This is a genomic window from Streptomyces sp. WAC06614 (assembly GCF_003949795.1).
GTDB lineage: Bacteria > Actinomycetota > Actinomycetes > Streptomycetales > Streptomycetaceae > Streptomyces.
The window spans coordinates 1-11561 of record NZ_RPRY01000224.1; the positions used below are offsets into that span (position 1 = coordinate 1).

10 protein-coding genes are annotated in these 11561 nt (G+C 74.8%); 2 read left to right on the plus strand and 8 right to left on the minus strand.

The features are described 5' to 3' along the window. Positions 1-60 precede the first annotated feature (60 nt). Positions 61-1212 (plus strand): C40 family peptidase, encoded by a 1152-nt coding sequence (locus EF918_RS24990; protein ID WP_125650706.1) that lies wholly within the window; start codon positions 61-63, stop codon positions 1210-1212. On the opposite strand, the gene EF918_RS24995 is transcribed toward EF918_RS24990, so the two are convergent. The 5 genes from EF918_RS24995 to EF918_RS25015 are packed head-to-tail and all read right to left on the minus strand — an operon-like array spanning position 1164 to position 6850. Beyond that, complete coding sequence (locus EF918_RS24995) at positions 1164-2444, minus strand: styrene monooxygenase/indole monooxygenase family protein (protein ID WP_125650708.1); 1281 nt, start codon at positions 2442-2444, stop codon at positions 1164-1166. The two genes, EF918_RS24990 and EF918_RS24995, sit on opposite strands and share 49 nt — an antisense overlap. An 18-nt stretch (positions 2445-2462) precedes the next feature. Next, positions 2463-3083, minus strand: coding sequence for an ATP/GTP-binding protein (locus EF918_RS25000; RefSeq protein WP_125650710.1), 621 nt, complete (start codon positions 3081-3083; stop codon positions 2463-2465). After that, positions 3064-3450 carry a DUF742 domain-containing protein gene (locus EF918_RS25005; RefSeq protein ID WP_125650712.1) on the minus strand — a complete coding sequence of 129 codons (387 nt, stop codon included), beginning with the start codon at positions 3448-3450 and terminating at the stop codon, positions 3064-3066. The genes EF918_RS25000 and EF918_RS25005 overlap by 20 nt, the downstream gene beginning before the upstream one ends. Next, complete coding sequence (locus EF918_RS25010; protein WP_125650714.1) at positions 3447-3944, minus strand: roadblock/LC7 domain-containing protein; 498 nt, start codon at positions 3942-3944, stop codon at positions 3447-3449. The genes EF918_RS25005 and EF918_RS25010 overlap by 4 nt, the downstream gene beginning before the upstream one ends. Then, the gene (locus EF918_RS25015; RefSeq protein ID WP_125650716.1) at positions 3941-6850 is read right to left on the minus strand and encodes a nitrate- and nitrite sensing domain-containing protein; all 2910 of its coding nucleotides are present in this window, start codon (positions 6848-6850) and stop codon (positions 3941-3943) included. The genes EF918_RS25010 and EF918_RS25015 overlap by 4 nt, the downstream gene beginning before the upstream one ends. Before the next feature lie 388 nt (positions 6851-7238). Between EF918_RS25015 and EF918_RS25020 the strand changes: the two genes are divergently transcribed. After that, complete coding sequence (locus tag EF918_RS25020) at positions 7239-8015, plus strand: protein phosphatase 2C domain-containing protein (protein WP_125650719.1); 777 nt, start codon at positions 7239-7241, stop codon at positions 8013-8015. A 67-nt stretch (positions 8016-8082) separates the two neighbouring features. Here EF918_RS25020 and EF918_RS25025 read toward each other — a convergent pair whose 3' ends face one another. The 3 genes from EF918_RS25025 to EF918_RS25035 form a co-directional block, all read right to left on the minus strand. Then, positions 8083-8529, minus strand: a complete 447-nt coding sequence (locus tag EF918_RS25025) for a MarR family winged helix-turn-helix transcriptional regulator (protein ID WP_125650721.1) — start codon at positions 8527-8529, stop codon at positions 8083-8085. Positions 8530-8677: 148 nt separating this feature from the next. Further along, the gene (gene lon, locus EF918_RS25030) at positions 8678-11074 is read right to left on the minus strand and encodes an endopeptidase La (protein ID WP_125650723.1); all 2397 of its coding nucleotides are present in this window, start codon (positions 11072-11074) and stop codon (positions 8678-8680) included. A 101-nt stretch (positions 11075-11175) separates the two neighbouring features. Then, the coding region (locus EF918_RS25035; RefSeq protein WP_260610634.1) for a rhodanese-like domain-containing protein at positions 11176-11561 on the minus strand (386 nt) is incomplete at its 5' end.

Here is an 11561-nt window from a genome sequence, read left to right on the forward strand (position 1 = left end):
GTTCGGGATGGGTGGGTTGTCATATTTGGTGTGGGAATATTCGGGGGCGGAGGTGATGTCATGGGGCGTCAGGTGTTGCCTGCCGTTTGTCTGGCCGTGGTGCTCGTGGCGGCCTCGCCGGGGGGCGCCGCGCGCGCCGTGCCCGAGCCGGGGCAGGACGTCGGGCAGTTGCTGACCGAGCTGCAAGGGCTGTACCAGCGGGCCGAAGAGGCGGCCGAGGCGTACAACGCCACCGAGGCGGCGCTGGCCGCCCGCCAGGGCGAGGAGCGCCGGCTCAGCTCCGAGCTGGGCGCCGCCCGCAGCGCGCTCGCCCGGCACCGGGCCGCCGCCGGGCGCCTGGCCCGGGCGCAGTACCAGGGGGCCCAGGACGCCCTGCCCCGCTACGCGCGGATGCTGCTGGCCGAGGACCCGCAGGCCGTCCTCGAACAGCGCCGGGTCGCCGCCCGCGAGGCCGCCCACCGGGCGGCGCTGATCCAGCGGCTGACCCGCAGCGAGGCCCAGGCGGGCACCCTGGCGGCCAAGGCCCGCGAGGAGCTGCGGACCCAGACGACGCTGGCCGCCCGGCAGAAGGCGCAGAAGGAGGAGGTCGCGGCCCGGCTCCAGCAGGTGGAACGGCTGCTGGCCTCGCTGACCAGCGACCAGCTCGCCGAACTGTCCGCCCGCGAACGGGCCGTCACCGCCGGCGCGCAGCGCGACCTGCTGGCCTCGGGACAGCTCGGCAGCACCACCACCCGCACCCCCACCGCCGCCGGCGGCGCCGCCGTCCGGTACGCGGCCGCGCAGATCGGCAAGCCCTACGTGTGGGGCGCCGAGGGCCCGGGGTCGTTCGACTGTTCGGGGCTCACCTCCCGGGCCTGGGCGGCGGCCGGCCGGGCCATCCCCCGCACCAGCCAGGAGCAGTGGGCCCAGCTCACCCGGATCCCGCTGAACCAGCTCCGCCCCGGCGACCTGGTCGTCTACTTCCCCAAGGCCACCCATGTCGCCCTCTACGTCGGCGACGGCAAGGTGGTGCAGGCGCCCCGCCCGGGCGCCCGGGTCAAGGTCTCCCCCATCGCCGCGAACCCCCTGCTGGGCGCCGTACGGCCCGACCCGGACGGCACCCCGCTGACGCACTACGCGCCGCCCGAGCTGCCCGCCTCGGCCTCGGCGGGCGACGACACCGGCTACTCGGCCGAGGAGGCCCCGGCCGCGGCGGCCGACGCGGCCTCCTGACCGGCCTCGGTCAGGTAGTCCACCGCGTCGACCGGGTCGAAGAACCAGTCGTCGAAGTCGGCCGGGTTGTCGAAACCATTGGCGAAACGATCCGCCACGGGCGGGAGCTTCCCGGCCGCGCCGAGCAGGTTCAGCACGTGCTCCGGCTGCGGCGCCAGCATCGCGTTGGTCCAGCGGGTGACCGGCTTGCCGGTGGTGAACCAGTACTTGTCGAACGTCGCCCGCATCCAGGCCTCGTCGAACGGCCGGTCCCCGTGCATCAGGATCGAGGACAGGTACGACGCCGCGCACTTGGCCGCCGCGTTGGTGCCCTGGCTGGTGACCGGGTCGTTGGCCACCACCACGTCACCGACGCCCAGCACCAGCCCGCCGCCCGGCAGCCGCCCGACCGGCTTGCGCACCACCGGCGCGTAGCGGCCGGCCAGGGTGCCACCCGCGTCGGTCAGCTCGACGCCGGCCGCCCGCTCGTACTCCCACGGGGCGAACTTCTCCATCAGTTCCAGGGTCAGCGCGAGGTGCTCGGCGGGGTCGCGCACCCCCCGGAACACGTCCAGCGGGCCGCCCGGCAACCCCTCCCAGAAGAGGATGTCGGCCCGCCCGGACAGGGTCAGCGTCGGCATCACGAACAGCTCGCCGACCCCGGGCACCAGGGTGCAGCGCACTGCCTCGGTCCCCGGGTGCTCCGGCCGCGGCCGCAGCCCGTGCACGTAGCTGACGGCGAGGGCCCGCTGCGGGGTGTCGTACGGGGAGCGGGCCGGGTCCCGTTCGAACATGGACACCAGCTCGCCCTTGCCGGCGGCCACGAGCGTGAGGTCGTACGTACGGGAGAAGTAGTCGAGGTCGGCGACGGAGGCCCCGTGGATGACCAGGTGGCCGCCGCGCTGGACGAAGGTCTCCAGCCAGCCGGCCATCTTCACGCGCTGGTCGACGGACTGCGCGTACGCCCGGAGCCGGCCCAGCCAGTCCACGGCGCGGCCGGAGCCGTCGGGGGCGGCGAGGCTGACGCCCACGCCCTCGATCCGCGGGGCCCGGCCCTCCCAGAAGTTGAGCCGCAGGTCCCGCTCGTGCTGGAGCGCGGTGTCGAACATGACCTGGGTGGACATGACCCGGCCGGAACGGATCTCGTCCGGTGTCCGGCCGGACATCAGGGTGACCTCGTACCCCTTGTCCTGGAGTCCGAGGGCGAGCTGGAGACCGGACTGGCCGGCCCCCACGACAAGTACCGTGCGCATGGGATCTCTGTTTCCGGGCTACTCGGGCAGGCTGTCGAGGGCGTGGGACACCGCGGTGACCAGGGACTCCACGACGGTGTCCCGGCGGCGCGCGTCCATGATCACGACCGGTACGGACGACGGGATGCTGAGCGCCTCGCGGACGTCCTCCACCGCGTACGCGCGCGAGCCCTCGAAGTGGTTGACGGCGACGGCGTACGGCAGCCCGCAGCTCTCGAAGTAGTCCAGCGCCGGGAAGCAGTCCCGCAGCCGGCGGGTGTCGGCGAGCACGATGCCGGCGGCGGCCCCGCGGACCAGGTCGTCCCACATGAACCAGAACCGCTCCTGGCCCGGCGTGCCGTACACGTACAGGACGAGGTCGTCGTCGAGGGTGACGCGGCCGAAGTCCATCGCGACGGTGGTGGTGTTCTTGTCCGGGGTGCCGGAGAGGTCGTCGGTGGACGCCCCGGCCGCGGTCATCACGGCCTCGGTGCGCAGCGGGGCGATCTCCGAGACGGAGCCGACGAAGGTGGTCTTGCCGACCCCGAAGCCGCCCGCGACCAGCACCTTCACGGCGACGGGGGCGCGGGAGCGGTCGTACTGCCAGGGCTGGACGCCCTGCTCGCGTTCCAGGATGTCCTCAAAGACGGCGGAGGCCACTGAGCACCCTCTCCAGCGTCGGGCGGTCGGGGCGGCCGGGGCCGTGGCCGTTGCCGTAGACACGCAGCCGGCCCTGGTCGGCGAGGTCGCTGACCAGGACGCGGACCACGCCGAGCGGCAGGTGCAGCAGCGCGGCGATCTCGGCGATCGTGCGCATGCGGCGGCACACCTCGACGATGGCCCGCATCTCGGGCATGCGGTCGTTCTTCTTCTCCTCGGCGTCGAGGGTGGCGACGAAGGTCTCCACGAGCAGGACGCGGGTGAAGCGGGTGCGGCCCCCGGTGAGGGAGTACGGGCGGACGCGCGCGGGGCGGCGGTCCGCCCCGCGTATCGGCAGGCGTGCGGGGGCGGGTGCTGCTGCCGTCACTTGGTGCTCTCCAGGGACTGGCGCAGCTCGCTGCGGACTTCGGGGGTCAGGACGTGTCCGGCACGCCCGACGAAGAGCGCCATGTGGTACGCCACCACGCTCATGTCGCAGTCGGGCGTGGCGTGGACGCCCAGCAGCGAGCCGTCGCTGATCGCCATCACGAAGACCGAGCCGTGTTCCATCGCGACCATGGTCTGCTTGACGGCGCCGCCGTCCATCAGTTCGGCGGCGCCGGTGGTGAGGCTGCCCAGGCCCGAGACGATGGTGGCGAGGTCGGCGGAGGCGCCGCGCGGGCCGGCGACGCGCCGGGCCGGGTCCGCGGCGCTGCCGGCGGCGGCGGCCTGGGTGTCGGGCTCCGAGGAGAGCAGCAGGAGCCCGTCGGAGGAGACGACGGCCACCGAGACGATGCCTGGTACCTCCTCGACCAGGTCGGTCAGCAGCCACTGCAGGTTGCGGGCCTGGGTGCTCAGTCCGTACGTACTGGGCGCGGTCATGTGCGGGCCTCCTGTGCCGTGTCCCCCGGTTCGTTGTGCCCCCGGTCGGCGGCGAGTTCGGCTTCGACGACTCGTCGTCCGTCCAGGGCCCCCTGGTAGAACCCGCCGAGGCGGCGCCGCAGTTCCTCGGCGTCGACCTTCTTGCGGGGCTCGGGCCGCGCGGCCGGAGCCCGCCCTGCGGCCACGACGCGCGGCGTCCGCTTGGGCAGCCCCGTGGCGGTGACGGCCTCGTCGGACTCCTCGGGGTGGCTCCCCTGCCGCGGTACCCAGCCCTCGGCCTCGTCCCGCGCCTGGGCGTGGGAGTCGGCGTCCGCGGCGGCGGGTCCGCCGGCGGAGGGGCGGGCGGGGGCCGGCGCGGCCGCCGGGGCGGCCGCGGTGAAGATCTGCTCGGCGGCGGGCAGCGGCCCGTCCACCGGTTCGCCGGCGCCCTCCACCAGCCCCTCGGCCAGACTCCGCACGGCCGGCTCGTCCGTCCCGGCCGGTACGGCATCGGCCTCGGGCAGGGCGGCCGGTACGGCATCGGCCTCGGGCTCGGCGGTCAGCTCGGGCTCGGGCTCCGGGCCGGCGGTCGGCTCGGGCTCGGTCCGCGGTTCCGGCGCGTCGGCCGGCACGGTCTCCGGGCCGGCGGCCGGCTCGGCCTCGGGCTCCAGGGCAGCGGCCGGCTCGGCCTCGGGCTCCGACTCGGCCTCGGCCTCCGGGTCGGCGGGGAGGCGGATTTCGAGGGTGTGCTCCGGGCCGGGCTCGGGGGCGGTGGTGGCCTCGGGGGTCTCCAGGTCCGGGAGCTGGTCGGCGGCCGTCGCGGTCGGGTAGGGCCGGATGCGCGGCGGCAGGGTGTGCTCGTTGGCCTCGGCCACCGCGCCCGGCAGGTGCAGGGCGGGGACGCCGGTGTCGGCCAGGGTGTGGATCGGGGACAGGGCGGGGGTGACGGGCAGCAGCGTTGCCGGGATCACCACCACGGCCTCGGTGCCCGCGTGCCGCCCGGCCCGCAGCTCGGCGGTGACGCCGTGCCGCGCGGCCAGCCGGCCGGCCACGTACAGGCCGAGGCCCAGCCCGTGCTCGGACTCCGGCTCGGCGTCGTAGGCGTCGGGCGAGGCCAGCCGGACGTTGAGCGCGGCGAGCCGGTCCTCGGTGATGCCGATGCCCTCGTCCAGGACGGACAGCACGGCGTCGCCGTTGTCCAGGATCCGGCCCGAGACCTTCACCTTGGCGTCCGGCGGCGAGAACGTGGTCGCGTTCTCCAGGAGCTCCGCGAGCACGTGCGAGAGGTCGTCCGCGGCGTGCCCGGCGACCTGCGGGTGGGCGGGCAGCGCCCGCAGGTCCACCCGCTCGTAGCGCTCGATCTCGCTGACGGCGGCCCGCAGGACGTCGACCAGCGGCACCGGGTGGGCGTGGCCGGGCCCGTGCTCCTGGCCCGCCAGGACCAGCAGGTTCTCGTTGTGACGGCGCATCACCGTGGCGAGGTGGTCCAGCCGGAACAGGGTCGCGAGGCGGTCGGGGTCCTGTTCCCGCGACTCCAGCTCCTCGATGACGGCGAGTTGCCGCTCGACCAGGCCCAGCGTGCGCAGGGAGAGCGAGACGGAGGTGGTGGACAGGATGCGGCGGTGCTCCTCCAGCCCCGTCCGCAGCTCGGCGAGCTCCGCCTCCAGCGCCGTACGGCCGCTGCTGAGCGCCTCGTTGCGACCGATGAGGCGGCGCCGGTCGGCGTCCATCCCGGCGATCTTGGTGTGCAGGGCGACCGTCTGCTCGCGCATCGCGTTCATCGAGCGGACCACGTCGGCGAACTCGTCGTTCCGGCCGGTGAACTTCACCGGTTCCACCGAGCCCTCGGCGGTCGCGAGCCGGGCGGCGCCGCGCCGCAGCACGGACAGCGGGCGGGTCAGCGACCGGGCGACGGCGGTGGAGACGCCGACGGCGAGCAGGAAGAGCACGCCCAGGAAGGCGGTCAGCAGTTCCAGCCGGCTCACGTCGGCGTCGCGCAGTGCGGCCAGCGCCTCGGACCGCTGGGTGGCGAGGGCGGACTCCACGGACCGCATCCGGTCGATCCGGGCGGTCAGCGCGGTGGCGAGGGCCGGGGCGTCGGTCCGCGCCCGGTCGGCGGCGGTGAGCACGGGCCGCTCGGTGAGCCGCTTGAGCTGCTCGTCGGCGGCCTTGACCTCCGGCCCGGTGACGGTCGCGGCCAGGGTCTGGCGGACGTCGGGCCGGGCGGCCCGGTTGAAGTCGTCGAGCGCGCCCTGCTCCCGGACCCGGGACCGCTGGGCGGCGCCGCTCAGTTCGTCCGCGGCGGCCGAGCCGGCGGGCTGGACGGCGAGCGAGGCGAGCAGCAGTCCGCGGGTGGCCGAGGCCTGTTCGACGGCGAGGCCCAGCGGGATGAGCGGGCGGTTGGTGGCGAGCGCGGCGTCGGCGCGCGGCGGGGTGCGCTCGGCCAGCCGGGCGCCCGGGGCGAGGAGGTCGGCGATGACGGCCGAGTAGGCCTGGTGGGCGGCGAGGGCGGTGCCCTTGCCGTTGACGGCCTCGTCTCGGACGGCGGGGATCCGGCCGAGGGCCTGGGCGAGTTCCTCGTCGGCCTCCGGCAGCACCTCGGCGAGCTGCCGGTCGGCGCGCGCGGTGCGCTCCTGGACGGCGGCCTTGCCGGCGGCGGGGCGGCCCTTGGCGGCGAACTCGGTGACGGCGTCCCGTTCGTCGGCCAGCAGGTGGCCGAGGGTGACGGTGAGCCGGGTCTGCTCCGCGAGGCCGACGAGGGCCTGGGTGTCGTTCAGGTCCGCCGAGGCGGAGACGACGGCCGGGGCACCCGCTCCGAGGACCGCCAGGCCGGCGACGGCGACGCCGACGACCAGCCTGCGGCGCACCCGTACGGTGCGTCCTTCGGCATGCGCGGTGCCGTTCTTCCGAGACCGCTTCTTCTGCACCGGTGCTCGCCATCCTGTACGTGTGGTCGTGCCGTGATTCGTCTGCCCTGTCGTGGCCGAGTTAACGGCCGGTCAACAAGTAAACGCTCCCCGCCCGCTCGTACCGCTTCCGACCCTTGCAGTGTGTTGGGGAGAGAGCCGCACATCGCCCGCCCGGCCACTCGAACGAGTGAACATCACGGAAGAGTTGGCGAACAACTCGACAACCACCCCCCGAGACGGTGCCTTCCGGGCGGCCGGTTGAAAGATCGAGCCGGGCTTTGGCAGGATGCCCCGCCCTCCCGCGCGCGGCTCCTCCCGACCCGCCCGCCGTATTGGTACGAACCTTTCTGCGGGGTCCGGCCGTGACCCCCCGGCGCACCGGGACATCCCCGGGCACACTGTCCGTATGCGTATCGATCTCGCCACCGCCCCCGGAAACCCGGAACACCCCAACGAGGACTGGGTGTCGGCCGCCGCGCCCGCCTCCGGCGCAGGTGGCGTACTGGTCGCGCTGGACGGGGTCACCCCGCCGCGCGCCGGGACCGGATGCACGCACGGCGTGCCGTGGTTCACGGCCCGACTCGGTGGCCGATTGACCGAACTGTCCGGATCGCGCCGGGACATGCCGCTCGGTCAGGTCCTGGCCGAGTCCATCCGCACCACGGCCGACGCACACCGTGACGAGTGTGACCTTTCTCACGTCCGTACGCCGCAGGCGACGGTGGTCGTGGTGCGCTGGGACGAGGAACGCGTGGAGCACCTCGTCCTGTCCGACTCCGTCCTGCTGCTGGAGTCCCCGGACGGCGAGGTCACCGCGGTGGTCGACGACCGGCTGGACCGGATCCCGCGCGAGGTGCTGCGCTCGGTCGCCGCCACGGACGCCCTGCGCAACGCCGAGGGCGGCTTCTTCACGGCCGCCGCTGACCCGGCGGTGGCCTCACGGGCGGTCACCGGGAGCACGCCGCGGGCCCGGGTGCGGGCGCTGGCCGCCCTGACGGACGGGGCGAGCCGCTGGACGGACACGTTCGGCGAGGGCGACTGGACGCAGTGCCTGGCGCTGCTCCGCAAGGAGGGCGCGGAGGGCCTGATCTCGCGCGTCCGCGCGATCGAGTCCGACCCGGCCCGTCCGTCGGCCCGCCACAAGCGGCACGACGACGCCTCGGCGGTCTACGCCGAGCTGTGAGCGGTGCCGGGGGCCGGGCGGCCCTGCCGGCCCCCGGTCGGGCGAGGGCTCCGGCCGCCCGGGCGGGTCAGGGGGTCTCCGACCCCTGGTTGAGCTGGTGCAGCAGCCGGGCCAGTTCGGCCACCTCGCCGCGGTCCCAGCCGGCGAGCTTGCGCATGTACCGGCAGCGGCGGGCGTCGCGGACCGCGAGGAACCGGGTGCGGCCCTCGTCCGTGAGCCCGACCAGGAAGGCCCGGCCGTCCGCCGGGTCCTGCTCGCGCGCAACCAGCCCGAGGTCCTCCAGGGCCCGCAGCTGACGGCTCATCGTGGCCTTGCCGACCCCGAAGTATGCGGCCAGGTCCGTGGCCCGCTGCCGCCCGGCGGCCTCCAGCCGGACCAGCAGACCGTACGCGGCGGGCTCCAGCTCCGGGTGCAGTTCGCGGGCCATCTCGCCGGAGGAGGCGCGGGCCCGCCGGAGGAAGACGGACAGCTCCCGCTCCAGCGCGAGGAACTCCTGGTCTTCGCTCCCGTGCACGGCCCGCTCCCATCGGTGGTGTGGACGACCAGGTGGTGGTCGGTGGCCACCAGTTTCGCAGTCCCCGGCTCTGGTCACCGCAAGGGCGGCGGCCAGGGCCGGGGACGCGGGCCGGCCTGGCCGGCGGGCCGGGGCCGGGGGGCCGGGGTCAGGCCGCGGCCGGGACCGGGGTCGCCGCCTCGCTCAGGGCCAGTTCCAGGACCTGGCGGACGTCGGTCACCGGGTGGACCTCCAGCCGCTCCAGCACCTCGGCCGGGACGTCGTCGAGGTCGGCCTCGTTCCGCTTGGGGATGATCACGGTGGTCAACCCCGCCCGGTGCGCGGCCAGCAGCTTCTGCTTGACCCCGCCGATCGGCAGCACCCGGCCGGTCAGCGAGACCTCACCGGTCATCGCCACGTCCGTGCGGACCTGCCGCCCGGACAGCAGCGAGGCCAGCGCCGTGGTCATCGTGATGCCTGCGCTGGGGCCGTCCTTCGGCACGGCGCCCGCCGGGAAGTGGATGTGCACGCCCCGGTCCTTCAGGTCGGCCACCGGCAGCTCCAGCTCGGCGCCGTGCGAGCGCAGGAAGCTCAGGGCGATCTGCGCCGACTCCTTCATCACGTCGCCCAGCTGTCCGGTCAGCGTCAGCCCGGCCGCACCGGTCTCCGGGTCGGCCAGCGAGGCCTCCACGAAGAGGACGTCGCCGCCCGCGCCGGTGACCGCGAGCCCGGTCGCCACGCCCGGCACGGCCGTCCGCCGCTGCGCCGGGTCCTGCGCCGACTCCGGCACGTGGTGCGGCCGTCCGAGCAGCGCGCGCAGGTCGCCCTCGTCGACGGTGGTCGGCAGCTCCCGCTCGCCCAGCTCGTGCTGCGACGCCACCTTGCGCAGCAGCCGTGCCAGGGCCCGCTCCAGGTTGCGCACGCCCGCCTCGCGGGTGTACTCGCCCGCCAGCTTGCGCAGCGCGCCCTCCGCCAGCGTCACCTCGTCGGCGTCCAGCCCGGCCCGCTCCAGCTGGCGCGGCAGCAGGTGGTCCCGGCCGATGACGACCTTCTCGTCCTCGGTGTAGCCGTCCAGCCGGACGATGTCCATGCGGTCGGCGAGCGCCTCGGGGATGGCCTCCAGGACGTTGGCCGTGGCCAGGAAGACCACATCGCTCAGGTCGAGCTCGACCTCCAGGTAGTGGTCCCGGAAGGTGTGGTTCTGTGCCGGGTCCAGGACCTCCAGCAGGGCCGCGGCCGGGTCGCCGCGGAAGTCGGAGCCCACCTTGTCGATCTCGTCGAGCAGGACCACCGGGTTCATCGACCCGGCCTCCTTGATCGCCCGGACGATCCGCCCGGGCAGCGCGCCCACGTAGGTCCGACGGTGGCCGCGGACCTCGGCCTCGTCCCGTACGCCGCCCAGCGCGACCCGGACGAACGTGCGGCCCATGGCGTGCGCCACGGACTCGCCCAGGCTCGTCTTGCCGACGCCGGGCGGGCCGACCAGGGCCAGCACGGCGCCGCCGCGCCGGCCGCCCACCAGGCCCATGCCGCGGTCGGAGCGGCGCTTGCGCACGGCCAGGTACTCGGTGATGCGTTCCTTCACGTCGTTCAGGCCGGCGTGCTCGGCGTCCAGCACGGCCCGCGCGCCCCGGATGTCGTAGGAGTCCTCGGTCCGCTCGTTCCAGGGGAGCTCCAGGACGGTGTCGAGCCAGGTGCGGATCCAGGAGCCCTCGGGCGACTGGTCGCTGGAGCGCTCCAGCTTGTCGACCTCCTTCAGGGCCGCCTCGCGGACCTTCTCGGGCAGGTCGGCGGCCTCGACCCGGGCGCGGTAGTCGTCGGACTCCTCGCCCTCCTTCTCGCCGTTGAGCTCGCGCAGTTCCTTGCGGACGGCTTCGAGCTGGCGGCGCAGCAGGAACTCGCGCTGCTGCTTGTCCACGCCCTCCTGGACGTCCTTGGCGATGGACTCGGCGACGTCCTGCTCGGCGAGGTGGTCGGTGAGCCACTTCACGGCGAGCCGCAGCCGGGCGACCGGGTCGACGGTCTCCAGCAGTTCCACCTTCTGGGCGGTGGTCAGGAAGGGCGAGTAGCCGGAGTTGTCGGCGAGGGCCGAGACCCCCTCGATGCCCTGCACCCGGTCGACGACCTGCCAGGCGCCGCGCTTCTTCAGCCAGTTGGTGGCCAGCGCCTTGTACTCCTTGACCAGCTCCGCCACGGCCCCGGGCAGCGGGTCCGGGACGTGCTCGGTGACGGTCTCGCCCTCGACCCACAGGGCCGCGCCCGGACCGGTGGTGCCGGAGCCGATGCGGACCCGGCCGACACCGCGGATCAGCGCGCCCGGGTCCCCGCCGGAGAGCCGCCCGACCTGCTCGACGGTCCCGAGCACCCCGGTGCCGGCGTACGTGCCGTCGACGCGCGGCACGAGCAGCACCCGGGGCTTGCCACTGCCGCCCGCCGCCTGCGCGGCCTCCACGGCCGCGCGCACCTCGGCGTCGGACAGGTCGAGCGGCACCACCATGCCGGGTAGCACGACCTCGTCGTCGAGCGGCAGCACGGGCAGAGTGAGCGTTACGGACGTCGAAGCCATGATCTTCCCTCCGGCAGTCAAGTTGAGCTATGCCGACTCAATGCTTCTGCGCCCGCCGATGTTCCCCGGGGCGGGTTCGCCGTGAGCGAACGGGAGTTGGGTCAGCCGCCGGCCCCGCCGGAGCCGAGGGGGTCGGCGGCCTCGCCGGTCGTCACCGGGCGGTCCGGGGAGGGCAGGCCCCACTCGCTCCAGGAGCCGTCGTAGACGGCCTGCTCCGGGTAGCCGGCGAGCTCGGCGGCGAGGGCGAGGACGCAGGCGGTGACGCCGGAGCCGCAGGTGAAGTAGAGGCGTCGCCGGTCCCCGGCCAGTTCCGCGAAGCGGGCGCGCAGTTCGGGGCGCGGCCGCAGCAGCCCGTCCGCGTCGAGCAGTTCCCCGAACGGCAGGCTGACCGCGCCGGGCATGTGGCCGCCGCGCAGCCCCGGCCGCGGCTCGGGCTCGGTCCCGGCGAACCGGCCCCGGGTGCGGGCGTCCAGCACCAGCGCGGCCG